Source organism: Ruegeria sp. AB6 (genome assembly GCF_056542685.1).
Map to the genome: position 1 here is coordinate 296,161 of NZ_JBQGAD010000002.1, position 24,738 is coordinate 320,898.

Genomic DNA, 24,738 nt, shown 5'->3' on the forward strand with positions numbered 1-24,738 from the left:
GGGACGCTAAGACCCGATGCTGCGCGCCCTTGATATCCGCGACATGCTAATCATCGACCGGTTGGAACTGACCTTCCAACCGGGCCTGAACGCGTTGACCGGTGAAACCGGTGCGGGCAAGTCAATTCTTCTGGATTCGCTGGGCTTTGTGCTGGGCTGGCGCGGTCGCGCCGAATTGGTCCGTCAGGGTGCTGCGCAGGGCGAGGTTGTGGCCGAGTTCGAGCTATCGGACGATCATCCCGCCCACGCCATTCTGGCCGAGGCCGGATTGCCCAGCGGCGAGGAATTGATCCTGCGCCGCGTGAACACCGCCGAGGGGCGCAAGACCGCGTGGGTCAATGACCGCCGCTGCTCGGGCGAGGTGTTACGGGCGTTGTCTGAAACATTGGTTGAGTTGCACGGTCAGCATGATGACCGGGGTCTGTTGAACCCGCGCGGGCATCGCGCAATGCTGGATGATTATGCCGCGGTCGCGGATGATCTGGCCTTGGTTCGTGCGGCCTGGAACGGGATGTCGCGCGCGCGGAAAGCGTTGGCCGAGACCGAGGCTGCCTTGGCCGCTATGCGCGCGGAAGAGGAATTCTTGCGTCACGCCGTGGCAGAGTTAGACAAGCTGGATCCACAACCGGGCGAAGACGCCGAACTGGACGCCCGCCGCCGCATGATGCAGGGGGCCGAGCGCATACGCGACGACGTGGTGCGGGCCTTTGACCTGCTGGGCGGAGACGGGGCTGAAGGCGCCATGTCCGACGCAGTCCGTTGGCTGGAAGGCGTATCCGACAACGCGGGCGGTCAGTTAGAGGAACCCATCGCCGCGCTTGGCCGCGCCCTGATCGAACTGGGCGAGGCGCAGGATGGCGTCAATGTCTGCCTACAAGCTTTGGACTTCAACCCCGCAGAATTGGAGCAGGCCGAGGAGCGCCTGTTCGCCATCCGCGCACTTGGCCGCAAACATGACGTGGCCCCCGATGATCTGGGCGCGTTTGCCGATACGCTACGTGAGCGTCTGCACAAACTGGACGCAGGTGACGCCGATCTGGCCGATCAGCGTGCTGCGGTTGAGGCTGCGCAGACTGCCTATGACAGGGCTGCGACAGCGCTTAGCACTGCGCGCCAGCAGGCAGCGGGGCAGTTGGATGCGGCCGTGATGGCCGAGCTTGCGCCGCTCAAGATGGAACGCGCGGTGTTTCAGACCGAAATTTCGCCCACCGATCCCGGCCCCGAGGGCACCGACGCGGTGGCCTTTACCGTCGCCACAAACCCCGGCGCACCTTCGGGTCCGCTGAACAAGATCGCCTCGGGTGGAGAGCTCAGCCGCTTCCTGCTGGCGCTCAAGGTCTGTCTGACCGGCGAAGATAGCGCCCGCACGATGATCTTCGATGAAATCGACCGCGGTGTCGGCGGGGCAACTGCCGATGCGGTGGGCCGCCGTCTGGCCTCGCTTGCGCAGGGCGGGCAGGTTCTGGTCGTGACGCACTCGCCTCAAGTAGCTGCGCGTGCGGCACATCACTGGCGGGTTCAAAAACAAGTCACCGAGGGGCAAACTCTGTCGACCGTCATCCCGTTGGCCGACCCGGACCGGGTGGATGAGATCGCCCGCATGGTTGCAGGCGACACCATCACGGACGAGGCGCGCGCCGCCGCGCGTGCCCTGTTGGACGCATAGACCTTCTCACCTGCGCGATCCCGCTTTTATCCGTGCCGCCCGTAGCTTAGTAAGGGGTAGGTACTGATCCCCCGAGGGCACATGAGCCAATCAACTCGCACCGTTTTGCGCAACCAGCTGCATCAGGCTTTGGCCGCCATAAAGGATGCATGGCGGGTGATGCGGCGGCGCGGACCCAGCCAGTTTCAGTTCTGGCTTATCGCGCTTGTGATCGGGATCGCAGCCGGGTTCATGGCGCTTGGATTTCGCAAGGCGATCCGCGCCTTGCAAGCCTGGGTCTATGATACGGAAAACATCCTACTACTCCACAGTCACGCCGAGATGTTGCCTTGGTTCATGATCCTGATCACCCCCATTGTCGGGGGTCTAATCGTGGGGATCATCCTGCACAGGTTCACCGATGACGGGAGGGTGCGCTCGGTCGCGGACGTGATCGAAGGGGCGGCGCTGACCGATGGACGGGTCGAGCGGAAGGCCGGAGTCGCGTCTCTGTTTGCCTCGCTGATCACGCTTAGCACTGGTGGCTCGTCGGGGCGAGAAGGGCCAGTTGTGCACATGGCCGGGGTGATCTCGACCTGGGTCAGTAATCGTATCCATGCCGACGGGATCACCGGTCGTGACCTGCTGGGCTGCGCAGTGGCGGCGGCGGTTTCAGCCAGCTTCAACTCACCCATCGCCGGCGCATTGTTTGCGCTCGAGGTCGTGCTGCGGCACTTTGCTGTGCATGCGTTTGCGCCCATCGTGATTGCTTCGGTTGCGGGGACGGTGATCAACCGGTTGGAATATGGCGACGTGACCGAGTTTACTTTGGACACGCCCGGAACGCTGCAATTCTATGTGGAACTGCCCGCCTTTTTGATCCTGGGCCTTGTGTGCGGGCTGGTGGCGTTGCTGCTGATGCGATCGATCTTTTTCGCTGAGGATATCGGCAACCATATCCAAAACCGCCTATCCCTTCCGGGATGGCTGCGCCCTGCGGTGTCCGGGGCGATGCTGGGTCTGATTGCGATCTGGTTTCCCCATATCATTGGCGTTGGATATGAGACCACGATCCGCGCTTTGGCCGGGGATCTGACTCTGTCTGCCGCGATCCTGTTTGCCGTTATCAAAACTGTCGCCTTGGCGATCACGATGGGCGGACGTATGGGCGGAGGGGTCTTTTCGCCCTCATTGATGGTAGGAGCATTAACCGGGTTGGCCTTTGGCTGGATTGCTACGGGGGTGTTGCCGGATGTGTCGGGGACACCGTCGCTTTATGCTTTTGCCGGGATGGGCGCGGTGGCCGCTGCTGTGTTGGGCGCGCCGATCTCGACCACGTTGATTGTGTTTGAATTGACCGGTGAATGGCAGATCGGACTGGCGGTGATGGTCTCGGTCTCGATGTCCACCGCACTGGCCTCGCGCCTTGTGGACCGGTCATTCTTCCTGACACAGTTGGAACGCCGTGACGTGCATCTGGCCGCGGGGCCACAGGCCTATCTGCTGGCGATGCTGCGGGCGGGGGCGGTGATGCGCCCGATTGGCGATCCGCGCTCGATCACCAGGGAAGAGGCGCAGGCGCTGATCCAACAAGGCCTTTGTGTCAAGGCCAGCGCCACGCTTGAGGCGGCGATGCCCTATTTCGACCGGGACGACATTCCCTGTATCCCGGTCGTGATCATTGACGAAGACGGCTGCGAAAACCCGGTCGGCGCGCTGTTCCACATTGATGCGCTGAAAGCCTATAACCGCGCGCTGGCTGCCACGGCGGCCGAGGAACATTCCTAGCCGCGATAGACCGTCGCTGTGTCACCCAGATAATTGTCCCACGCAAACCAGTACGAGATATGTCCGGCCACGCGCGGCAATTCTGTGCCGTCTGGCCCGACCAGCGCCTCTTCGTTCAGGCGCCACTTTCCGCCCTTCTGGTCGACCAGCCCACCATCTGACGCGGTAAAGCGGTTGGACTTGCGCTCATAGGCGCGAACGGCGCGTTTGTCGGGGTTGCCGATCAGCACCAAGGGCCGGTTGGCAATCGCGTCATTGATCACCCGCGTGTTGCTGAACGCATCCAGCGGCCATGCGCGCGCCGCACCGAACTGGCGGATGGCGAAGACATAGTCCTTCTGCCGGTGCTGCGACTGATCGACCAGCGCCGGAAACATCAACTCGGACGAGGCGAAATAGTCGCGATATACCACACCCGACCCATAGTTGCGCCGGTGGCCGGTGCTGAGCGACAGAACCTGGGTCTTGGGATGCGACGCCTTCCAGCTTTGCCATGTGGTGATGACCACAGGGCGCTGTTTCAACTCGATCCCGCTGTCGACCAGAGGGCCGACGACCGGTTTGCCGGTGTATTGGTTCCACAACGAATGGGTCTCGCGGTCAAACATCAGCTTGTTCGAACGGTACAGGAAGCCCGATGAACCAAAGACAAAGGGCTTCCGCCGTCCTTCAACCTGGGTCTCAAACAAGATACCCGACCCGCAGAGCGTACAATAGGCCAGTGCGACCGGGACGCCTCCGATCACTTCGTTGAACATTTCGTGCCAGCCCATGATGCGCAGCGGATAGGCGCGCTCATCCCCGTTGATCGAAACACCAAAGACCAGATCGCCGTCCTTCAGATAATCCGCATCCGAGGCAGAGATCAGCTTGGGATTGTCCAACGAAGGGATGCCGTCCTTTTGAACACCGCCCCATGTGATTTCTTCCAACCGGATCTTCATCTTGTCGCGTTGCAGATATTCGGGCCGCAGGAAATCGTCGAAATTCTGGTCGATGCCCAGCAACACTTCGCGCTTGAACGGGATAAGCGAGGCGTGAGGCACGACTTGCGGGTTCTTTTCCTGCCAGATCATCCAGTCGAACCAGTCGGTACCAATATCTTCGCCGGTGAGGGTGCGCATGACCTGGGTGATGTCATCGCTGCGGCGACGGCCATAGCGCATGGCGGTCAGCAGGGCGGGCACGACGTCAGGGCTGCCGCGCTCGACCAGAAATTTCATGCTTTTCTCGAAATCCGTGCGACCGCTGTAAAGCGTGGACCGAACCGCGTCCAGCACAGGGTCCGTTTGCGCAGACAGGGCACCGGGCATGGCTGTTGCGGCCCCAAGTAATCCTACAAAATTGCGGCGCGTTATTGACATTGCATCCTCCGGCTGATTATCGCGCGTATTCTGCCTTGCCGCGACCTAAAATGCATTCAACAGGCGCGTGAACCGGGCGTGAGCGGCCGCTTCCTTGATCGAAAACCGGTTTTGTCGGTAAGATTACGGAAAGCGACCCGGTTTCGATTTGAGAAATACAACCTGATTATTTCCGGGTTTTTGGTAAATTGACGACGCAGAAGTTTGCGCCACCTGATACGACTGATCTGATTTTGTGCCTAAACTCATATAGTTGGAGGCAATACGCGAATGAATTTGAAGAACCTCTCTTTGCGGGTCCCCGTGGCCCCTAACGCACACGTGCGTTGGTTCTGCGATAGTGTGTGCAACCCCTGCTTGTTGTCCGGTCCCTTTGCTGGTGCGCGATGAGTAAGTCCACAGTGATCAGCCCTATCGGCAGAAATTTGCTTGTGATCTTGGGCGGTTGCCCGGTTTCTGTTCCTGGCTGTGACTGTGGTTTGCACCGCTGGGGGCAAGCAGATGCGCGTGTTTGATGTTGCCGTCATAGGGGCGGGACCCGCCGCCTACGCCGCGCTGACCGCAATGCGCGGGCAGGCTTTATCTATAGCGGTCATAACCGGAGCAACCAAACGCTCCAATGTCGAAGGTCCGCCCAAAATTGTTTCGGTCGCCTATGAGCGCCAGCAACCTGCGCACCTGACGGAACGCACCGTTGTGTCCGAGGGAGCACCACCACTGTTTTCTTCAGCCGAGATTGGGGGATTGGCCAATTATTGGGGCAAGCAGTTGCAGCTCTATGACAGCGGTGATCCCTGGGGCGACGGCCCTTTTCTCGAAAGCTGGAAGGATTACAGCGCCGCCTGCGATACGGTGCAGGCCGACCTCGAAATAACTGGCGGTGTCCGGCGAGAGCATTTGGATAACGGATTTGAAAAAAGCGCTCCACGGTTGTTGACCGGAACCGCGCAGGCACCGGGGTCCGGGCTTGATGCCATGGCCCTGGCATTCAAGGCGCGTCTGAATGAGCTTGAGCAAGTCGAACCTATTGATGGGCGGGTGCATCGGATTGAGGCCCGCGAGGGGCTGGTCTCAATAGAACTGGACGGAGGCGATGTGCTTCAGGCACGCTGTGTCTTTCTGGCGGCAGGTGTGTGGGGCACGGCCAGCTTGCTGATGCGCAGCGTATCGCAACTCAACCGACTAATGTTTCGCGACCACGCGCCCTATACGATCAACTGCTTTCGACTGGATCGCGCTTTGGGCTCGGCCCGCAGCTACGCGGATCGGGGGAATTTCAATGCGCTGACGTTGAAACACAAGGTGGATGGGCGCTGTGATATGTTCGCCTCAGTCTACGCGGTGTCACAGGCGCCGATCAGTTTGTTGACGGCCACTTTCGGACTGGGGCCGCATCTGAGGGGCAAGCGCATCGGTCGCCTGATCGACTTCGTCCAACCCGTTCGGATATGGACCCCCAGAACACAGGTTCAATTGCGCTATGATCTGCACCATACAACGGTCGAAGCTGTTCGACTACCTGACCCTGACGGTGACACGCAGCTGCAGCGCCTGTTGGAGTGGCTATCAGCGCATAGGGTGCGCCACACGCTTGGGACAACTGCACCGGGTCAAGGGTTCCACTACCACGACCTGACTTTCGGCCCGAAAGAAGACCCAGTCGATGAAGTGGTGCGATCGGCATTTAGCGGTTTAGTTCGGGTTGTCGACGCCTCATGTTTGCAAAGGATCGGATGCCCTCCGCATACATTGACGTCGATGGCACAAGCTTTTGCACGGGTACGGCACGACCTTCAGGCAAACCAAGCAATGCGGAGGGCGATTTAGCCCGGTCGTCCTAGATTTGTTCGACCTTGACCGACTCGAGGCGATAGAACGCGATGTGATCCTTGATCTCGGCCACGGCTTGGATTGGGTCCTCATAGCTCCAAGCCGCGTTTTCTGTAGTTGAGGACTTATTGACGATCGAGAAATGCGTGGCGTCGCCCTTATGCGGGCAATGGGTGCTTTTGTCCGTGCGGTCCAGAAAGGCCATGGCGATATCGCTGCGGGGGAAGTAGATGACCGGTTCCAAATCACCTTCCAGCAGTTCAAGCGCATTGGTGGTTTCGCCCAAAATGGCACCGCCCGAACGTACGCTCCACTTGCCTGACGCTTTGCGAATGGTGATCTCGGTCATAGATATTCCTTCCCCTTAAGTTGTTTCGGGCCTCTCCTCTGCCCTGTGAGTGTGACAGTCTTGTGTCAGATCGGCGCGGTTGCGGCATCCAACCACAGTTGCGCGGCTGGGCCCAGCCTGGGTCGGATTTTTTCCGTAACGTCGCGGTGATAGGCGTTCAGCCAGTCGCGCTCAGCCGTGCTGAGCATTTCGACCACAATCAACCGCCGGTCGATGGGCACAAATGTCAGTGTTCGCCAGTTCAACATCGCCCGCTCGTCATCGCCACCGGGTAGGGCAGGGGCCTCTTGCACCACCACGAGGTTTTCGATGCGGATGCCAAAAGCCCCTTCGCGGTAATAGCCCGGCTCGTTTGACAGGATCATGCCCGGCTTCAACGGCACATGGCTGACGCGCGACAGGCGCTGAGGGCCCTCGTGCACGCTTAGATACGCGCCCACGCCGTGGCCGACGCCATGGTTGAAATCCTGCCCCGCCGCCCACAAGGGCGTTCGCGCCACGCATTCGATATCTCGTCCGGCCAAGCCCACGGGCCAGCGCAGCATCGACATGTCGATCATGCCTTTCAGAACGCGGGTAAAGCAGGCTTTCTCTTCGTTCCCAACCTCGCCAATGGCGATGGTCCGGGTGATATCGGTGGTGCCATCAAGATACTGACCGCCGCTGTCCAGAACCAGAATATGGCCGTTTTCCAGCAGGGTATCGGTTTCTTCGGTCACGCGGTAATGCATGATCGCCCCATTGGGACCGGTGCCCGCGATGGTGTCGAACGAGATATCCTGAAGCGCGTTGTCCTTGCGGCGGTTGTCCTCCAGCCGCGTCACCACCTGCGTTTCGGTCACACTGCCGGGGTGCTGCGTGTCCAGCCAGCACAATGTCTCGACCACGGCAACGGCATCGCGCAAATGCGCCTCGGCGCTGCCCGCGATCTCGGCTGGGTTCTTGCAGGCTTTGGGCAAGGCACAGGGATCGCCAGCATCTATGGCTTTGTCCTGCAATGTATCTGCCACGATCTGCGGCAGCGTTCCCAAATCGACCTGTACCGGCCCCTCCAGCGCGGCAACAGCGTCAAGAAACGCCTCGGGCGCGTGTAGCCGAACCTGAGGCTCCAAGGGCGCAGACAGTTTCTCTGCCGCCATGAACAGATCGACACCTCCATCTGCATGCAAAATGGCAAACCCATGGGCCACGGGGTTATATCCGATATCCGAGCCACGTACGTTCAGCAGCCACATGATCGAATCCGGTAAAGTGATCACGGCAGCCCCACATCCCGCGTCACGCAGTGCGGCGGCCAACCGAGCGATCTTGCTGTCCGAGGTCTCGCCCGCAAATTCAAGCGGGTGCTCCTTGACTGGGTTCATCGGCGGGGCAGGCTGATCGTCCCAAATGCTGTCAACCAGATTGGCACAACGCACCAGCTCAATCCCGGTACCCGCCAGATCCTTTTGCGCGCCGGCGATCTGAGCCGCCGCGTGCAGCCAGGGATCGAACCCCACCTTGCCACCTTGGGGCAACTGATCCTTCAACCACGCGCTCAGGGTGGTTTCGGGCCAGTTGACCGGAGTATATTCCGGCGCGACCTGTGCCTTGACCTGCGTGCGATAGCGCCCATCGACGAACACCCCGGCGACATCGGTCAACGCAACACAAAACCCGGCCGATCCTGTGAAGCCTGTCAACCACGCCAAACGCTCATCCCGAGGGGCCACATATTCGCCCTGATGCGCATCCGAGCGAGGGACCAAAAACCCGTCCAATCCAGCCTGAGCCATCTCTGTGCGCAAAGCGGCCAACCGGGGTGGCCCTTGTTCGGGGCGCGCGGTTACGGCAAAGGATTGGAACATTTATTACCTCATCACTTCAGGGCCGCGCCCTTCGATTTATGACAACGACAGGCCAAAGCCGCGTTCAACCGACCTTGCGCATACCCATCACACGGGCGCGCGCCCTTGGGTCATTGTCGAAGAGGGCGGCAAGCTGTTCGGTCATTGCACCGGCAAGCTGTTCGACATCGGTAATCGTGACGGCACGGTCATAATACCGTGTCACGTCATGGCCGATCCCGATGGCCAGCAGTTCGACCATATTGCGCTTTTCCACCATGGCGATGACGTCGCGCAGATGCTTTTCCAGATAGTTCGCCGGGTTCACGCTGAGCGTTGAATCATCAACCGGCGCCCCGTCCGAGATCACCATCAGGATCTTGCGCTGTTCGCGCCGCATCATCATCCGGCGATGGGCCCATTCCAGCGCTTCGCCGTCGATGTTTTCCTTCAGCAGGCCTTCTTTCATCATCAGGCCCAGATTTGGGCGCGCTCGCCGCCAGGGCGCATCAGCCCCCTTGTAGATGATGTGGCGCAGATCGTTCAAACGCCCCGGCTGCTGCGGGCGGCCGTCGTTCAACCACGCCTCGCGCGCCTGCCCACCTTTCCAAGCGCGGGTGGTAAAGCCCAAAATCTCGACCTTGACGTTGCAGCGTTCCAGCGTCCGCGCCAGAACATCGGCACAGATCGCAGCGATTGAGATCGGACGCCCGCGCATCGAGCCGGAGTTATCCAGCAGCAACGTCACCACGGTGTCGCGGAATTCGGTGTCCTTTTCCATCTTGAAGCTCAGCGGCGTGGTCGGATTCGCCACCACCCGAGCCAAACGACTGGCGTCCAGAATGCCTTCTTCCAGATCGAATTCCCAACTGCGGTTCTGTTGCGCCTGAAGGCGGCGCTGCAACTTGTTGGCCAGCCGGCTCACTGCGCCCTTTAGCGGCTCTAGCTGTTGATCCAGATAAGCGCGCAACCGTTCCAACTCGGCCGGTTCGGCCAGATCTTCGGCCGCGATCTCCTCGTCATGGGTGTTCAGATAAACCTTGTAATCCGGGTCCGCATCCGAAGCTGGCGGTGGCGCCGGGGGCTCCAGCGGAGCCTCCCCTTCGGGCATCTCAGCCTCGTCGCCCATCTCTTCATCAGCCATCTCATCCATCGAGACCTGGGCCTGCGACTGATCCTGCTGCTCTTCCTGGCTCTGTTCCGGCGTGGCGTCAGCGTCCTGCTCGTCTTGTTCATCCTGACCGGTGCTGTCGGGGTCAGGCTGCTCTTCAGCGTCCTCTTCGGCCTGATCTTCCTGCTCGTCATCCAGCTCATCCGGGTCATCGCCCAGCTGGTCACCATAGCCCAGGTCTTTGATCACTTGACGCGCGAATTTGGCAAACTCGGCTTGATCCGAAAGAACCTCACCAATGTTCTCGAGAACGCCACCAGCCTGTTCCTCGATGAACCCGCGCCACAGGTTCATGATGTTTTCCGCCGCCGGAGGCAGATCGCGCCCCGTGGCCAGATGCCGGATCAGATAGCCTGCCGCAACCGACAAGGGCGCATCGGCAGGTTGCTTGCATTGGTCATAACCGCGCCGGATCGCCTCATGCGCGATCTTGACGTCGATATTGCTGGCGGTGCCGGGCATATCGCGCGCGCCCATTGCCTCGCACCGGGCGGTCTCCATTGCTTCGTACAGGTCCCGCGCCATATCCCCCGGAGGCGCATAGCGTGCGTGTGTCGCGTCGTCATGATACCGACGCTGCAAGGCCAAGGCATCCGCCGTGCCGCGTGCCAGCAAGACCTCTTCACGGGTCATGCGGCGGCTAACCTGCGGCAGGCGCATCGCTTCGCCCGACAAGCCCGAGGGGTCGACAGTGTAGGAAACGCTCAACTCTGGGTCGTCGGCCATGACCTTGGTGGCCTCGGCCAAGGCCTTCTTGAACGGATCAGCAGGATTGTCGTTCTTCTGCACCATGTTCAGACGCCCTTTATTCTATGCAGGTCCATTGGCTCAACGCGCAGCGGGATCCACCTTCATCTGGCCAAAAATTTTCCTCGCCGGAGGCATTGCGCCCGATATGGGCGCAATTCTCAGCTTATCCGACACTGGCAGACGCTGCGCTTTCAGGCAATTCCTCGTCAAAACAACGCTGGTAGAATTCAGCAACGGTCTGACGTTCCAATTCGTCACACTTGTTCAGGAACGAAAGGCGGAACGCGTAGCCAACATTGCGGAAAATCTCGGCGTTTTGGGCCCAGTTAATCACTGTCCGCGGGCTCATGACCGTGGACAGATCGCCATTCATGAAAGCGGTCCGGGTCAGGTCAGCCACAGTCACCATCTGGCTGACGATCTTGCGGCCTTCGGCGGTGTTGTAATGCGGTGCCTTGGACAAGACGATCATCGTCTCGGCGTCGTGGCTCAAGTAGTTCAGCGTTGCGACCAAAGACCAGCGGTCCATCTGCGCTTGGTTGATCTGTTGGGTGCCGTGGTAAAGACCGGTGGTGTCGCCCAGGCCAACGGTGTTGGCGGTGGCGAACATGCGGAAATAGCGGTGCGGTGTCAGAATCTCGTTCTGGTCCAACAAGGTGAGGCTTCCGTTCGCCTCAAGCACACGCTGAAGTACGAACATGACGTCGGCTCGCCCGGCATCGTATTCGTCGAAGACGATCGCAACCGGGTTGCGCAAAGCCCAAGGCAGGATGCCCTCGCTGAATTCGGTGATCTGAACGCCATCCCGCAGTTTGATTGCGTCCTTGCCGATCAGGTCGATCCGGCTGATGTGACTGTCGAGGTTGACCCGCACTGCAGGCCAGTTCAGGCGTGCAGCGACCTGTTCAATATGGGTCGACTTACCTGTACCGTGATAGCCTTGGATCATCACCCGGCGGTTATGTGTGAAACCTGCCAAAATCGCGAGGGTCGTGTCGGGATCAAACTTGTAAGTCGAGTCAATCTCGGGAACCCGTTCGGTTGTTTCGTAAAAGCGTTTGACCTGCATATCGGTGTCGATGCCGAACACTTCGCGGACCGAAATCTCTTCTGAAGGATGTGCATTTGCGTCAATCGGCCAATCCATGCCTGTCGTCCTTATCTTGATACCTCAGCCTCGCGCGGGCTTTCGAACCTGTGTGTGGTGCAACATATTCCGGGGAAGGGCAAGGAAAAGCCGCTCGGTTCGTGTGTCCTGCTGGATTTTCCCCAAAAAACGTCGTGATACCCAAATGCACAGATTTCGATTCAAGCTCATGCACCAGGCTGAACGGCTGTTGGAATGCCGAAGATCGGGGCCTTACTCTCTAGTTTTTGTTTGCCTCAATTCGATACAGGATCACATTGCTATGTTGTGATATGATTGGCATACTAACCTTATGTTTGGGCAAAACTTGTGTCCGTTGTTGTGTTTAGCGGTAAAGATCTAGATGGCGCTTTCGATAATCGGCCCTTCTTCGCTTTCGATTCCCAGTGGATCGTCCACTGTGATGCAGCAATATTTTGCGACGAAATCTGGAGCATCCTGGAGTGTGGTCGTTTCTGGGACCGGTGGATTAGACCCGATGGATTACACCGTTTCGATTTCATCAAGCGGAGTTTTGACTGTCGAGCTAACCGAAGGGGCCGTTATCCCACCGAACACGTCACTCACTCTTGAAATATTCGCTTCGACAGGACCCGGAAATGGAAACAACGACTCGCTCATTGTCACAGTTGCGCTGCCGGCAGGTACAGTTCCCTGTTTCGTAAAAGGCACTTTGATTGAGACCGAACATGGTCCTTGTCTCGTCGAAGACCTTGTTGTTGGGGACAAAGTCCGAACATCAAGCGGTGAACTATTGCCCATAGTATGGATTGGCCAAAAAACCCTTGGCGCAGAAGTATTGAAACGAACCCCCCATATGCGCCCGGTTTGCATTCAAGAAGGATCATTCGGAGACGGCTTACCGAACCGCGACTTGTACGTCTCACCACAGCATCGCATTGTTTTGGAGGGATGGCGTGCTGAACTGCTTTACGGAGAACCTCAGGTATTCGCAGCGGCCATTCATCTGGTCAACGACAAGACCATACGTCAGGTGCAATTGGATGAGCCTGTTACGTACTTTCACGTCGCATGTAGTCGCCACACGATCCTGACATCGAACGGTTTGCCAACAGAAAGCCTGTTTCTGGGCGAAATCGCTTTAATGTCATTCGATCGTGAAGACGTGCAGGAACTGGTGTCGCTGTTCCCAGAACTCCGTAGTGATGCTTTCGGATGGAAGCAAACGCGCATACGCTGCTTGAAACGTCAGGAAGCACAAGCGTTAAAGGCGTCTCTAAGTGCATAGAGGCGTTACTTGAAATTCCGGCTGTCCTTGATCTGATCCCAGGCCCAGACGACCTCTTGCAACTGTTCTTCCTGGCTGCGGTCACCACCGTTCATGTCGGGGTGCAGCACCTTGATCAGTTTCTTGTAGGCTTTACGCACCTCGGCCTTGGACCAGCTGTCATTGGCTTCAAGGATTTCAATCGCGCGGCGCTCGGTTGGGGGTAGGCGGCGGCCACCTGTGCCCGCGGTGCGGCCTTTGTTCTGCGTGCCATTGGCGCCCAGAACCTGATGCGGGTCTTCGATGCCCAGACGGGCCCAGGCGCGCGCCTCGGGGTCACCCATGGGTTTGGTTTCACGCTCCCAAACCTTGTCCTTCGAGCGTTGCGCATTCATCTCGGCTTCAGTCGTGCCGTCGAAGAAATTCCATTTCTGGTTATATTCGCGCACGTGCTGCTGGCAGAACCAGAAGAAATCGTCCAGCACATCCGGCGCTTTGGGTGCGCGAAACTTGCCCGCCTCTTCACAGCCTTCATGATCGCAGATTCGGACCGATGTCTCAGACGCGCCCGACATCCCCCGACGCCCGCGCGGGTTCTTTTTCTTGGCGCTGGAGACGGACATATCGAATCCGAAAGGGTCTGATTTCGTCATGCTGTGATCCTTAAGAACGCATCTTCTCGACTCGGAGGCAGCAGTTTAGTCTAAGCAGCCGAAAGTAGAAGAGGGGAGGCGGTAAAATTTTTGCCGCTGAGCATAAAAATGACCGTGACCGACGAAATCCGCACCGCCTTGCAATCCGCCTTTGACCCGCATGAGCTGGAGGTGGTGGATGACAGCGAAAGCCACCGGGGCCATGCGGGCTTTCAGGAAGGCGGCGAGAGCCATTTCAACGTCCGCATCCGCGCCGCCGCGTTCGAAGGCCAATCCCGCGTCGCCCGCCACCGCGCCGTTCACAAGGCGCTGGGGGACATCGTGCCGCGTATCCATGCGCTGGCGCTGGATATCGGGGTGTGAAAGCGCCAAGATGGCGGAAACCGAGGTGAACATGGACGGATCGCAAACAAAAGTGACACTCGAATCCACTCTGACCTGCCCGTCCTGCGGGCATGTCGAGACGGAAACCATGCCCACAGATGCGTGCCAGTGGTTCTATGAATGCAAGTCCTGTCAGACAGTGCTGAAACCTCTGAACGGCGACTGTTGCGTCTTTTGTTCGTACGCGACAGTGCCTTGCCCACCGATCCAAGAGGGCAATTCCTGCTGCGCTTAGGCCTTCGGTTCAGAGTTTTCCTGCGGCTCGGGAACGGCTTCTGAGCCTTTCAACGACAGCGGCGGCTCTTTCACCTCTTCCGCAATCGGGGCCGGGGCCACGACCATTTCGGGGCCCGGAACAGGCTGGGCCAAAGGTACGCCTTCGGGTGTTTCCGTCGGGCCGCGGGTAGAGACGAAACTTGGTTCGATTTCGCGCCGGAACACCAGAACATTGCGCCAGTTCACGGTTGAGCCAGTCAGACCCGTTCGTTCCTCGCTGGGCAGTAACTCCGCACGCTGATATTCCCAGCCGTCCTGCCCCATCTGGTTGAGCACCTGTTCGACCGAGGCCGCAAACCGGTCCTCGGCGGTTTTGGCCCCTTTGGCCTTGCCGCTTTTCTGCGGGGCGGGGACGACTTTGTATTCGTAGCGCGGCATCGGATCTTCCTACCTGTTCGTTCCCGGCAATCTAGCATTTTGAGGCCATTGGGAAAGTCTCCTTCGCGTGGTGCCCGGCTTGTGTTGCCCGGACACAGCGCAAAAGAAAGGCGGCAGTGGGTATGCCCTCTGCCGCCCTTTCATCAATTTCTGTAGATTTAACCGCCCAGCTTCTTGGCAACCAGCTCGTTCACGGCCTTGGGGTTGGCTTTGCCGCCGGTGGCTTTCATCACCTGACCAACGAACCAGCCCGCCAGTTTCGGGTTCACCTTGGCCTTTTCAACCTGCGCGGGGTTGGCGGCGATGATCTCGTCCAAAGCGGCCTCGATCGCACCGGTATCGGTGACTTGCTTCATACCGCGTTCTTCCACGATCTGCGCGGGGTCGCCGCCTTCGGTATAAACGATCTCGAAAAGATCCTTGGCGATCTTGCCCGAGATGGCATCCGATGAAATCAGATCAATGATCCCACCCAACTGCGCCGGAGACACCGGGCTGTCGGTGATGTCGTGATCTTCTTTTTTCAGGCGGCCAAACAGTTCGTTGATAACCCAGTTCGCGGCCAGCTTGCCGTTGCGGCCTTTTGCGACCTCTTCGAAATAGGCGGCGCTTTCCACTTCGGCGGTCAGGACAGAGGCGTCATAGTCGGTCAGGCCGAATGCCTCAATGAACCGCGCCTTTTTGGCGTCTGGCAGTTCGGGCAATTTGGCGGCAATGTCGTCGACCCAGCCTTGTTCAATTTCCAGTGGCAGCAGGTCGGGATCGGGGAAATAGCGGTAATCATGCGCCTCTTCCTTGGACCGCATCGAGCGTGTCTCACCCTTGTCCGGGTCATAGAGGCGGGTCTCCTGCTCTACTTCCCCACCAGCTTCAACGATGGCGATCTGACGACGGGCTTCGACCTCAATCGCTTGCTGGATAAAACGCATCGAGTTCATGTTCTTGATCTCGCACCGCGTGCCCAGATGCGAGAAGTCCTGCGTTTCCTGATACTTCTCATACGCGCCCGGCAAACAGATCGAGACGTTCACGTCCGCGCGCAGGTTGCCGTTCTGCATGTTGCCATCACAGGTGCGCAGATACCGCATGATCTGGCGCAGCTTAGCGATGTAAGCGGCGGCCTCTTCGGGGCCACGAATATCGGGGCGCGACACGATCTCCATCAGGCAGACGCCCGTCCGGTTCAGATCGACAAAGGACATATGCGGGTCCATGTCATGGATGGATTTGCCGGCGTCTTGCTCCATGTGGATGCGTTCGATACGGACCATGCGCGCGGTGCCATCGCCCATTTCCACCAGCACTTCGCCTTCGCCCACGATAGGGTGGTACAGCTGGGAAATCTGGTAGCCCTGCGGCAGGTCAGGGTAGAAGTAGTTCTTGCGGTCAAAGGCTGATTTCAGGTTGATATCCGCCTTCAGACCCAGCCCGGTGCGCACCGCTTGTTCAACGCAATATTCGTTGATGACCGGCAGCATTCCAGGCATCGCCGCGTCCACGAAGGCCACGTTTGAATTGGGTTCAGCTCCGAATTGTGTCGATGCGCCCGAGAAAAGCTTGGCGTTGGATGAGACCTGAGCGTGCACCTCCATCCCGATGACCAGTTCCCAATCGTGCTTGGCCCCGGCAATGGTTTTGATTTTGGGCATTTCATATGTCAGGTCGAGCATGGCGCGCCTCTATTTCCGCAGAAGTCTAAGCCTGCGTATTAGGCGTGCCACGCCAAAGGGGCAAGGGGGAATCAGTGGCTGGACAGGCGCGGGCCCGATGGGGTGAAGGTCACATCCATGCCCTTGCGCAGTTCTTCGCTGAACAGGTTGCCAATCGCACGCAGCGCGTCACGGTGGCCGCGTGCGGCAAACCGCTCGGTCGAGTTGATGCGCACAGCGTTGTTGAACCCGTTTGCGGCATGGGCCCAGACCAGCGGGTGCAGCTCGGTCAGGTGGTCACGGATCAGCCAGTTCGCAGCCTCGTGGATTTGCGCGCGTACGGCGTCGGCTTGGGCGTTCTGGCCCTGACCTTTTTTGATCGTGATGGCGCAATAGGCGGCCAGCATGTTGACCATTTCCTGATCGGGGCGGTGGCGCAGAATGTCGCGAAGACCTTGCAGGAAATATTCGACATCCAACCGTGCACAGGCTTCGTCATCCAGGACAATGGCGTCGAATTGGGCCCAGGTATACCCGCCTGCGCCCCAGATATCATGGGTGCGGGCGGCATTGCGCAGGGCTTGCACCTCAAGCTCTTCGTAGCTGCCGAACCAGCGCGGCAGCAGATGCGTGCCCATAGCGCGCATGTGGCGCTGGTTATGCGGGTCCAGCGTGATCAGACGTTCGTATTTGTCGGCCACGCGGACGCGCGTCTTGCGCTGTCCCGCCAGCAGAGCGCAATCGGCAGCTGCCACCAGAGGGCTGTCCGGCGCCGTTTCGCGACAAGCAGGCAAGATAGCCGCAGCCCGGTCGAAATGCGCGGCACAGCGCGATTGATGCAGCGGCGGCAGATTGGCCTCGGTGGCCGTGCCACGCCACGCCCATGCGATGTCGATATGCGCCAGCGCAACCACCAGCGTGATCATCGGATCACCGGCGTTTTCGCGCATTTCGTCTTCCAACTCTGAGATACCGCCCAGCAGGTCATAGTCCCGCACTTCTTTCAAGTCGGACAGGGCATGTTCGACGGCCAGAACCACATCTGCCCGGGCCCCGAAGGCCAGCAGATCGGCAATCGGCATCCCGTCCGGGGCAGACGTGCGCGCCTCATCCGCTGCTTTCATTTCCTGCGACAAAACCGTCCACAGGCCCTGACGCGCCAAATGGCGGCCCCGCTCGATCGCATCGCGACCAGCGATGTCGTCCTCGCGGGCATCGGCCAGCGGGATGTTCACTTGCCCCCGATTCGGGAACACGGATGCGACATCTGCTGACAGATGCAAATCTGCTGGCATTTCGGGGACAAGGGCGCTGGGCGCAGTGGATCGGAAAAACCGCAACATGGTGAAACTCGGTAACTGTAAAAACTGGCAACTGCTGAACTGTCGCCGCGAATTGATTCAAATTCAAGATTTTGGGCCTGTTTTGCACACAATTTGGGAACAATGAGGTCTTGAGATGGGGATTATGCCTAGAAAACCGTAAAGTGATGACGCTTTACCCGAAGCCCCGCTTGCTGCAAAAGCCGCTCGAATTCCCGGTGCGGAGGGGTCGATTCATCGGGCAGGCGAATCTTTTTCTCGGACCTAAGCACAAGTGAAACGCGCACGCTGAAGTCCCAGCGGGTGTCCATGCGCACGTGGTCGATATCGGCCAGATTGACCTCGGCCTGACGCGCGCCGGTGAACCAGCTGATCCGGTCCGGACCCAAGGTCAGACCGGCGCTGGTGCCGCGCGCAAAATCCCACAGCGCGGGCAGGGTGGTCAGCGCCAACAGCGCCATCAGCCACCACGCCGCATCAAACAGGATCACCAGGGCAATCAGTGCCCCATACACGCAGAGCAGGATCGCCAAAACGCTTGGCGTCCTGTTCTGACGTGTGAACGTGTAAGGCGTCATGCGCCCAGAATGCGCGAGACCATCTCGGTCGTGTCCCGCGACAGATCGGGTGTTTCTGCGATGCGGGTTAACTGCGCGCGGATCAGAGCCTGACGGTCGGTGTCATAGCGTTTCCACGTTTGGAAGGCCGAGCACATCCGTGCCGTCGTCTGCGGGTTCACCGGGTCCAGTTTGATCAACCAGTCCGCCAGCAAGGCATAACCCGCCCCATCTGCTCGGTGGAATCCGGCATGGTTCATCGCCAACGCTCCCATGACGGCGCGGAAGCGGTTGGGGTTTTTCCAGTTGAAATCCGGATGCTCCGTCAGGTTGCGCGCCACATCCGCCGTCGCCTCTGGTGCCGCCATCGAGACTTGCAGTCCAAACCACTTGTCCATCACCAGCCGGTCATGTTGCCACTGGTCATAGAATGCGGCCAGCTCAGCCTGTCCCTTGCCTGCGCGCAGAAGGCAGGACAGGGCCGTCAGTTGCAGGGTCATATTGTCGGCGGCTTTGTATTCCTCGGCGGCCTTGGCACCTCCGTCCAGTCGTGAGGTCAACGCCAAAGCGGCCCCGCCCAAGGCGCGCTTGCCCGATTGATCGGCATCCGGGCTGTAGGGGGCGTCAATCACGGTCTCGCTGTGAAGCCGTGGCAATAGGTCTTGCACGTGTTGAGCGGTGACTTGCCGCAGCGTTTCAACGGCGGTCCAGATTGCCATTGGATCGGGCGTTAAGCCTTTCTCGTGCAATGCGGCCGCTAATTCCGATTGCGTCGGCAGGCCCAGCATCAGTGCGCGGTAGGCCGGGTCCAGATCACCATCGCGCAGCACAGCCAGTAGGCCATCCAAATAGTCTGCATCGGGTGCTGCGTCCGACCGGATCATGTTCAGCAACGTATCTTCAGCCAGAGACCTTCCGGCCTGCCAGCGGTTAAACGCGTCAGTGTCGTGGGCCAGCATGAAGGCGCGCTCTGCGTTGCTTTGATCCTGCTCCAGAATAACCGGGGCCGAGAAATCCCTCAGCACCGAGGCCGTCGGTTTGGCCGCCAACCCGGTGAAGGTAAAGCTCTGGCTGGCTTCGGTCAGTTCCAGCACCTCAGTCGCACGGACCTCATCGCCATTCGGGCCCAGAAGGCCAACGGCTACCGGGATCACCTGCGGTAGCTTTTCGTCCTGACCTGGCGTGGGTTCGGTGCGCTGCGACAGGGTCAGGGTGTAGGTGCCGTCTGCCCATTCTTCGGCCACCGACACGCGCGGAGTGCCGGATTGACTGTACCAGCGCTTGAATTGGCTCAGATCGCGGCTGGTCGCATCCTCGAATACCTTGATCCAGTCTTCTATCGTGCAGGCTTGCCCGTCATGGCGGTCGAAATACAAATTCAGCGCCTTGGTATAGGCTTCATCGCCCACCAGCCGTTTCAGCATACCGATGATTTCGGCGCCTTTTTCGTAGACTGTGGCGGTGTAGAAATTGTTGATCTCTTGAAAGCTTTCGGGCCGGACAGGATGCGAGAGCGGCCCGTTATCCTCGGGGAATTGCCGCGCGCGCAGGTCGATGGCGTCGTGGATGCGTTTCACCGGGGCCGAGCGCATGTCTGAGGTGAACTGCGCATCACGGAACACGGTCAGACCTTCTTTCAGACACAGCTGGAACCAGTCACGGCAAGTGATGCGGTTGCCGGTCCAATTGTGAAAATACTCATGCGCGATGATCGCCTCGATCCGCTCAAAGTTCATATCGGTCGAGGTCTCGGAGCTGGCCAGCACGGCGGAGGAGTTGAAGATGTTCAGCCCCTTATTTTCCATCGCGCCCATGTTGAAATCATCCACGGCCACGATGTTGAACACGTCCAGATCGTATTCGCGGCCATAGACGTCCTCGTCCCATTTCATAGACTTTTTCAGAGCCTCCATGCCAAAGGCGCATTTGCCCTCATCTCCGGGGCGGACCCAGAGGTTCAACGCGACATCGCGCCCGGACATGGTGGTGAACTGGCCGGGATGCGCGATCAACTCGCCCGCGACCAGCGCGAACAGATAGGCAGGCTTGGGCCAAGGGTCGGTCCATTCCGCCCAGCCTTCGCCTTTGCCGCTTGGGTTGCCGTTGGACAGCAGCACGGGCATATCGCCGTTGATGCGCACGGTGAAGGTGGACATCACATCGGGGCGGTCGGGATAGTAGGTGATCTTGCGGAACCCTTCCGCCTCGCACTGGGTGCAATACATCCCGTTTGACATATAGAGCCCCTCAAGCGCGGTGTTGTTGCCGGGGTCAATCTCAACCTCGGCCTCCCAGATGAAGGGCGCGTCAGGGGCGGGCGCGGTCAGGCCCTTATCGGTCACCTCGGGCGCGATCTGCACCCCGTCAATGCAGGCGCGGATCAGGGTCAGTTCTTCGCCGTGCAGAAAGAAGGTGCGATCCGTGGCATCGGGGTTGGGGCGGAAAGCAATGCGCGATGTTACGCGGGTGGCGTGCGCTGCCAGATCGAAGGTTAGATGCACGCTGTCCACAAGATAACCAAAGGGCGTGTAGTCTTTCAGATAGATCGTCGTAGGGGCAGCGTCGCGCATCGGGGCCTCGCATCGGTTGGAGTTTGAGGCGACGTTATGGTCTGTGGCAATGGGCTGCAAGCCGTGTCGCGGATGGGGCGGATCCCAGGTAACGCGATTTTGGTAAGATTTTTTTACCAGAACGCAACGGCAGACGTTGCCTATCGGAAACTTACGCTCTAAATGCTGGCGGTATGCAGTGGCGTACATTGGCAGGAGGAACAAAATGACCAGCAGACAGACACGCAGCGGGCTTCAAGTCGACCCAGTTCTGGCCGACTTCATCGAAGATAGGGCTCTGCCGGGAACCGGTGTCACCGCTCAGACATTCTGGGATGGTCTGTCGCGGATGGTGTCCGAACTTGGGCCCAAGAACCGCGCGTTTCTTGCCAAGCGCGAAGAGATTCAGGGCCAGCTGGACGCATGGCATGTTGAGCGTAAAGGTCAGGACCATGACGCCGAAGCCTATCAGGGGTTTCTGCGCGAGATCGGCTATTTGGTCGAAGAAGGTGATGACTTTCAAATCGAAACCGCCAATGTCGATCCTGAGATTGCCTCGATCCCCGGCCCGCAACTGGTCGTGCCGATAACTAATGCCCGGTTTGCGCTGAACGCCGCCAACGCGCGTTGGGGTAGTCTGTATGATGCTCTGTACGGCACGGACGCAATGGGCGATCTGCCCGCCGCGGGAGGGTATGACGAAGCACGCGGTGCGCGTGTGATTGCATGGGCCAAAAGCTTTTTGGATGACGCAGTGCCGCTGGCTGCAGGCTCGTGGGCCGATGTGTCCAATCTGCACGTCGAAGACGGTGCGCTGGTACCCGCGCTGGCCGACGCTTCGGCATTTGTTGGCTTTGGCGGTGAGGCCGGGAAGCCCGATTTCGTTCTGCTGAAGAATAACGGGCTGCATGTAAAAATCGTTGTCGATGCCTCTAGTAATATTGGCGCGACCGACCCGGCTGGGATTGCCGATGTTCATCTGGAATCGGCGCTGTCCACGATTATGGACTGCGAGGACTCGGTCGCCTGTGTGGATGGCGAGGACAAGGTCGTGGCCTATAGCAACTGGCTGGGCCTGATGAAAGGCGATCTGGCTGAGGAGGTGACCAAAGGCGGCACCACCTTTACCCGGAAACTGGCCGATGATCTGACCTATACCACCGCAGGCGGCGAACAGGACGTGCTGAAAGGCCGTTCGCTGATGCTGATCCGCAATGTGGGCCATTTAATGACTAACCCGGCCGTTCTGGATGGTGATGGCAATGAGATCGGTGAGGGCCTGATGGATGCGCTCTGCACCACGATGATCGCGATGCATGACCTGCAGCGCGAGGGCGGGAATTCGGTCAAGGGCTCGGTCTATGTGGTCAAGCCCAAGATGCACGGGCCAGCCGAAGTCGCGTTCGCGGTTGAGATTTTCGACATGGTCGAAGACATCCTCGGCCTGCCGCGCAACACCGTCAAGCTGGGTATCATGGATGAGGAACGCCGTACCTCGGCCAACCTCAAGGAATGCATCCGTGCTGCGAGATCGCGTGTGGCCTTTATCAACACTGGTTTCTTGGACCGTACGGGCGATGAGATCCATACCTCGATCGAGGCGGGACCGATGCTGCCCAAGGGTGACATGAAGGTGACACCGTGGATTGCGTCTTATGAGGACCGCAATGTCGATATCGGTCTGGCCTGCGGTCTGAAAGGCAAGGCGCAGATCGGTAAGGGCATGTGGGCGATGCCTGACCGGATGGGGGATATGCTGGATCAGAAGATCGGACACCCGAAATCGGGCGCGACCTGCGCCTGGGTGCCGTCCCCAACCGCGGCGACGCTTCATGCAACGCATTACCACAAGGTCGATGTTCTGGCCCGTCAGGACGAACTGGCCGCAGGCGGTGCACGCGGTACACTGGATGATCTGCTGACCGTGCCGCTGCTGGGCGGCCGCAACATGAACGAGGACGAGATCTCCGTCGAGATCGAGAACAACGCGCAGGGTATTCTGGGCTATGTCGTGCGTTGGGTCGATCAGGGCGTAGGCTGTTCGAAAGTGCCGGATATCAACGATATCGGGTTGATGGAGGATCGGGCAACTTGCCGGATTTCGTCTCAGGCGCTGGCCAACTGGCTGCATCATGATGTCGTCAGTGAAGAACAGGTGATGGCTGCGATGCAGAAAATGGCGGCCGTGGTGGATCGTCAAAATGAAGGCGACCCCAGCTACCGCCCGATGGCACCCGGCTTCGATGGTGTGGCGTTCCAAGCAGCTTGCGATCTGGTTTTCAAAGGTCGGGTTCAGCCTTCGGGTTACACCGAGCCGGTTCTGCACGCCCGCCGTTTGGAGTTGAAAGCGAGCTTGGGTTGAACGGATAGGGTCGGAACGAGGGGGCTGTCTGCCCCCTCCCGCTCCCCTGAGGATATTGTTAGCCAGATGAAAGGGATCAGGCATGGCTGTTACATTGCGCAAGGCGCGTACGATTGTGCGCAAGGCTTTGGAAAAGGGCCGCGAATTGGAACTGAAACCTCTGTCGGTTGTTGTTCTGGACGCCGGTGGTCATGTGATCGCGTTTGAACGCGAAGATGGTGCCGCGCCCGGTCGTTTTGCAATTGCACAGGGCAAGGCCTATGGCTCGGTCATGCTGGGCATGGCAGGCACCGCGCAGATGGCGCGGGCCGAGGCGCAGGCTTATTTCATGGCTGCTGTTAACGGTGTCTATGGGGGTCAGGTTGTGCCGGTTCCGGGCGGCGTGTTGCTGCGCGACAAGAAAGGCGCCGTGATCGGTGCTGTTGGCGTGACCGGTGACACCTCGGACAATGATGCGATCGCGGCGATGGCCGGGATCGAGGCTGCTGGTCTGACCGGCGAGATCTGATGCATTGGTCAGAGAGTCTGCGGGCTCTCTGACCCTTTGGCGTGTGTGAAGCGCCTGACAAATGGGCATTTGTCCCCATCACAACACCCATGTGCATAGCTGAACAGGTGCCTGCGCTGATACACAGGGGCTGTGCTATTGCGCGCGGCGGGCGTGGCGGCTAGCTTTCCCTGAACACGGCACAAATCAGGAAAGCAGAATGTCTCGACCCATCGTCGGTATCATCGGCAACTCATATTTGATGAACGACCAATACCCGACCCATACGGGTGGGACGATGAATTCGGACGCAGTGGCCAATGTCTCGGACTGTCTGCCGATGCTAATCCCGGCGGACCCGCGCTATGTGTCGGTCGAGGAATTGCTGGAGGTGTGTGATGGGTTTCTGTTGACCGGCGCGCGTCCCAATGTTCACCCCGAGGAATACGGCGAAGCCGCGACGGATGCGCACGGAGAATTTGACCGGGCACGGGATGCAATTGCGCTGCCATTGGTGCGGGCCTGCGTAGAGCGGGGCCAACCGTTCTTTGGCATTTGCCGCGGCTTTCAGGAGGTCAATGTGGCGATGGGCGGGACGCTCTATCCAGAAATCCGCGATCTTCCGGGGCGTATGAATCACCGGATGCCGCCCGATGGCACGTTGGAAGAGAAGTTTGCCCTGCGCCATATCGTGACCCTGTCTGAAGGTGGCGTATTTCACCGCCTGATGGGTGCACATGAAGTGATGACGAACTCGCTTCACGGGCAGGGGATCAAAACCGTAGGCCATCGCATCGTTGTTGATGGGTATGCGCCCGATGGTACGCCCGAAGCGATCTATGTGCAGGACGCGCCGGGGTTCACGCTGTCGGTGCAGTGGCATCCGGAGTGGGACGCGGAAAACGACCCGGTCTCGCGCCCGCTGTTCGAGGCGTTCGGGGCAGCCGTGCATGCATGGTCGGAAGGATCAGGTGCGCGGTTGGTTCAACAAAGCGCATAAAATGTACGCCGGTCCGGGAGAGA

Annotated in this window: 20 protein-coding genes; 9 read left to right on the forward strand and 11 right to left on the reverse strand. The window is 59.3% G+C overall.

The genetic code is table 11. The features are described 5' to 3' along the window. Positions 1 to 16 precede the first annotated feature (16 nt). Both recN and ACR0DB_RS05625 read left to right on the forward strand, forming a co-directional pair. Entirely contained in the window at positions 17 to 1,666 is a 1,650-nt protein-coding gene (gene recN / locus ACR0DB_RS05620) for a DNA repair protein RecN (protein ID WP_480549440.1), read from the forward strand. 81 nt (positions 1,667 to 1,747) lie between these two features. Then, positions 1,748 to 3,433 carry a chloride channel protein gene (locus ACR0DB_RS05625; RefSeq protein WP_170788335.1) on the forward strand — a complete coding sequence of 562 codons (1,686 nt, stop codon included), beginning with the start codon at positions 1,748 to 1,750 and terminating at the stop codon, positions 3,431 to 3,433. Here the strand turns inward: ACR0DB_RS05625 and ACR0DB_RS05630 are convergent. Next, the gene (locus ACR0DB_RS05630) at positions 3,430 to 4,797 is read right to left on the reverse strand and encodes a DUF3179 domain-containing protein (RefSeq protein WP_480549442.1); all 1,368 of its coding nucleotides are present in this window, start codon (positions 4,795 to 4,797) and stop codon (positions 3,430 to 3,432) included. The genes ACR0DB_RS05625 and ACR0DB_RS05630 overlap by 4 nt on opposite strands. A gap of 501 nt (positions 4,798 to 5,298) precedes the next feature. On the opposite strand from ACR0DB_RS05630, the gene ACR0DB_RS05635 reads away from it, so the two are divergent. After that, positions 5,299 to 6,624: a hypothetical protein gene (locus ACR0DB_RS05635; RefSeq protein ID WP_480549444.1), complete on the forward strand. Its 1,326-nt coding sequence runs from the start codon at positions 5,299 to 5,301 to the stop codon at positions 6,622 to 6,624. Positions 6,625 to 6,634: 10 nt separating this feature from the next. Here the strand turns inward: ACR0DB_RS05635 and ACR0DB_RS05640 are convergent, their stop codons facing one another. From ACR0DB_RS05640 to cobS, 4 genes are all read right to left on the reverse strand, one after another. Next, on the reverse strand, positions 6,635 to 6,976 hold the full coding sequence (locus ACR0DB_RS05640; RefSeq protein ID WP_170769228.1) for a DUF427 domain-containing protein: 342 nt from the start codon (positions 6,974 to 6,976) through the stop codon (positions 6,635 to 6,637). 65 nt (positions 6,977 to 7,041) lie between these two features. Further along, a complete protein-coding gene (locus ACR0DB_RS05645; RefSeq protein ID WP_480549446.1) occupies positions 7,042 to 8,823 on the reverse strand; it encodes an aminopeptidase P family protein in 1,782 nt (593 codons plus the stop codon). Positions 8,824 to 8,887: 64 nt separating this feature from the next. Further along, a complete protein-coding gene (cobT, locus tag ACR0DB_RS05650; RefSeq protein ID WP_480549448.1) occupies positions 8,888 to 10,765 on the reverse strand; it encodes a cobaltochelatase subunit CobT in 1,878 nt (625 codons plus the stop codon). A 121-nt stretch (positions 10,766 to 10,886) separates the two neighbouring features. Beyond that, positions 10,887 to 11,870: a cobaltochelatase subunit CobS gene (gene cobS, locus ACR0DB_RS05655; RefSeq protein WP_170769231.1), complete on the reverse strand. Its 984-nt coding sequence runs from the start codon at positions 11,868 to 11,870 to the stop codon at positions 10,887 to 10,889. Positions 11,871 to 12,348: 478 nt separating this feature from the next. On the opposite strand from cobS, the gene ACR0DB_RS05660 reads away from it, so the two are divergent. Further along, a complete protein-coding gene (locus ACR0DB_RS05660) occupies positions 12,349 to 13,119 on the forward strand; it encodes a Hint domain-containing protein (protein ID WP_480503151.1) in 771 nt (256 codons plus the stop codon). Between the two features lie 5 nt (positions 13,120 to 13,124). Here the strand turns inward: ACR0DB_RS05660 and ACR0DB_RS05665 are convergent, their stop codons facing one another. After that, the gene (locus tag ACR0DB_RS05665) at positions 13,125 to 13,751 is read right to left on the reverse strand and encodes a J domain-containing protein (RefSeq protein WP_170769233.1); all 627 of its coding nucleotides are present in this window, start codon (positions 13,749 to 13,751) and stop codon (positions 13,125 to 13,127) included. Positions 13,752 to 13,859: 108 nt separating this feature from the next. On the opposite strand from ACR0DB_RS05665, the gene ACR0DB_RS05670 reads away from it, so the two are divergent. Together ACR0DB_RS05670 and ACR0DB_RS05675 are read left to right on the forward strand one after the other, a co-directional pair. Continuing rightward, complete coding sequence (locus ACR0DB_RS05670; RefSeq protein ID WP_170753030.1) at positions 13,860 to 14,114, forward strand: BolA family protein; 255 nt, start codon at positions 13,860 to 13,862, stop codon at positions 14,112 to 14,114. Positions 14,115 to 14,145: 31 nt separating this feature from the next. Continuing rightward, positions 14,146 to 14,370 (forward strand): GDCCVxC domain-containing (seleno)protein, encoded by a 225-nt coding sequence (locus ACR0DB_RS05675; protein WP_480549966.1) that lies wholly within the window; start codon positions 14,146 to 14,148, stop codon positions 14,368 to 14,370. On the opposite strand, the gene ACR0DB_RS05680 is transcribed toward ACR0DB_RS05675, so the two are convergent. The 5 genes from ACR0DB_RS05680 to pepN all read right to left on the reverse strand — a co-directional run bounded on the left by ACR0DB_RS05680 (position 14,367) and on the right by pepN (position 20,887). After that, a complete protein-coding gene (locus ACR0DB_RS05680; RefSeq protein WP_480549450.1) occupies positions 14,367 to 14,789 on the reverse strand; it encodes a DUF4177 domain-containing protein in 423 nt (140 codons plus the stop codon). The genes ACR0DB_RS05675 and ACR0DB_RS05680 overlap by 4 nt on opposite strands. A 158-nt stretch (positions 14,790 to 14,947) precedes the next feature. Next, entirely contained in the window at positions 14,948 to 16,459 is a 1,512-nt protein-coding gene (gene gatB, locus ACR0DB_RS05685; RefSeq protein ID WP_480549452.1) for an Asp-tRNA(Asn)/Glu-tRNA(Gln) amidotransferase subunit GatB, read from the reverse strand. A gap of 71 nt (positions 16,460 to 16,530) precedes the next feature. Then, positions 16,531 to 17,781: a hypothetical protein gene (locus ACR0DB_RS05690; protein ID WP_480549454.1), complete on the reverse strand. Its 1,251-nt coding sequence runs from the start codon at positions 17,779 to 17,781 to the stop codon at positions 16,531 to 16,533. A gap of 128 nt (positions 17,782 to 17,909) precedes the next feature. Continuing rightward, entirely contained in the window at positions 17,910 to 18,293 is a 384-nt protein-coding gene (locus ACR0DB_RS05695) for a hypothetical protein (RefSeq protein ID WP_480503146.1), read from the reverse strand. Between the two features lie 41 nt (positions 18,294 to 18,334). Further along, complete coding sequence (gene pepN / locus ACR0DB_RS05700; RefSeq protein WP_480549455.1) at positions 18,335 to 20,887, reverse strand: aminopeptidase N; 2,553 nt, start codon at positions 20,885 to 20,887, stop codon at positions 18,335 to 18,337. Between the two features lie 205 nt (positions 20,888 to 21,092). Between pepN and ACR0DB_RS05705 the strand changes: the two genes are divergently transcribed. The 3 genes from ACR0DB_RS05705 (at position 21,093) to ACR0DB_RS05715 (ending at position 24,715) form a co-directional block, all read left to right on the forward strand. Beyond that, positions 21,093 to 23,228: a malate synthase G gene (locus tag ACR0DB_RS05705; RefSeq protein WP_480549456.1), complete on the forward strand. Its 2,136-nt coding sequence runs from the start codon at positions 21,093 to 21,095 to the stop codon at positions 23,226 to 23,228. An 82-nt stretch (positions 23,229 to 23,310) separates the two neighbouring features. After that, positions 23,311 to 23,736: a GlcG/HbpS family heme-binding protein gene (locus ACR0DB_RS05710; protein WP_170410912.1), complete on the forward strand. Its 426-nt coding sequence runs from the start codon at positions 23,311 to 23,313 to the stop codon at positions 23,734 to 23,736. A gap of 199 nt (positions 23,737 to 23,935) precedes the next feature. Then, positions 23,936 to 24,715 carry a gamma-glutamyl-gamma-aminobutyrate hydrolase family protein gene (locus ACR0DB_RS05715; RefSeq protein WP_170769239.1) on the forward strand — a complete coding sequence of 260 codons (780 nt, stop codon included), beginning with the start codon at positions 23,936 to 23,938 and terminating at the stop codon, positions 24,713 to 24,715. The last annotated feature ends 23 nt before the right edge of the window (positions 24,716 to 24,738 follow it).

What these genes read in the sequence shown, in the direction of transcription:
- cobT (WP_480549448.1), bottom strand. Translation starts at nt 10,765, where the DNA reads ATGGTGCAGAAGAACGACAATCCTGCTGATCCGTTCAAGAAGGCCTTG.
- ACR0DB_RS05640 (WP_170769228.1), bottom strand. Translation starts at nt 6,976, where the DNA reads ATGACCGAGATCACCATTCGCAAAGCGTCAGGCAAGTGGAGCGTACGT.
- ACR0DB_RS05715 (WP_170769239.1), top strand. Translation starts at nt 23,936, where the DNA reads ATGTCTCGACCCATCGTCGGTATCATCGGCAACTCATATTTGATGAAC.
- ACR0DB_RS05705 (WP_480549456.1), top strand. Translation starts at nt 21,093, where the DNA reads ATGACCAGCAGACAGACACGCAGCGGGCTTCAAGTCGACCCAGTTCTG.
- ACR0DB_RS05675 (WP_480549966.1), top strand. Translation starts at nt 14,146, where the DNA reads ATGGACGGATCGCAAACAAAAGTGACACTCGAATCCACTCTGACCTGC.
- ACR0DB_RS05680 (WP_480549450.1), bottom strand. Translation starts at nt 14,789, where the DNA reads ATGCCGCGCTACGAATACAAAGTCGTCCCCGCCCCGCAGAAAAGCGGC.
- ACR0DB_RS05670 (WP_170753030.1), top strand. Translation starts at nt 13,860, where the DNA reads ATGACCGTGACCGACGAAATCCGCACCGCCTTGCAATCCGCCTTTGAC.
- ACR0DB_RS05625 (WP_170788335.1), top strand. Translation starts at nt 1,748, where the DNA reads ATGAGCCAATCAACTCGCACCGTTTTGCGCAACCAGCTGCATCAGGCT.
- ACR0DB_RS05645 (WP_480549446.1), bottom strand. Translation starts at nt 8,823, where the DNA reads ATGTTCCAATCCTTTGCCGTAACCGCGCGCCCCGAACAAGGGCCACCC.
- cobS (WP_170769231.1), bottom strand. Translation starts at nt 11,870, where the DNA reads ATGGATTGGCCGATTGACGCAAATGCACATCCTTCAGAAGAGATTTCG.
- ACR0DB_RS05690 (WP_480549454.1), bottom strand. Translation starts at nt 17,781, where the DNA reads ATGTTGCGGTTTTTCCGATCCACTGCGCCCAGCGCCCTTGTCCCCGAA.
- ACR0DB_RS05665 (WP_170769233.1), bottom strand. Translation starts at nt 13,751, where the DNA reads ATGACGAAATCAGACCCTTTCGGATTCGATATGTCCGTCTCCAGCGCC.
- ACR0DB_RS05635 (WP_480549444.1), top strand. Translation starts at nt 5,299, where the DNA reads ATGCGCGTGTTTGATGTTGCCGTCATAGGGGCGGGACCCGCCGCCTAC.
- pepN (WP_480549455.1), bottom strand. Translation starts at nt 20,887, where the DNA reads ATGCGCGACGCTGCCCCTACGACGATCTATCTGAAAGACTACACGCCC.
- gatB (WP_480549452.1), bottom strand. Translation starts at nt 16,459, where the DNA reads ATGCTCGACCTGACATATGAAATGCCCAAAATCAAAACCATTGCCGGG.
- ACR0DB_RS05630 (WP_480549442.1), bottom strand. Translation starts at nt 4,797, where the DNA reads ATGTCAATAACGCGCCGCAATTTTGTAGGATTACTTGGGGCCGCAACA.
- recN (WP_480549440.1), top strand. Translation starts at nt 17, where the DNA reads ATGCTGCGCGCCCTTGATATCCGCGACATGCTAATCATCGACCGGTTG.
- ACR0DB_RS05660 (WP_480503151.1), top strand. Translation starts at nt 12,349, where the DNA reads ATGGATTACACCGTTTCGATTTCATCAAGCGGAGTTTTGACTGTCGAG.
- ACR0DB_RS05710 (WP_170410912.1), top strand. Translation starts at nt 23,311, where the DNA reads ATGGCTGTTACATTGCGCAAGGCGCGTACGATTGTGCGCAAGGCTTTG.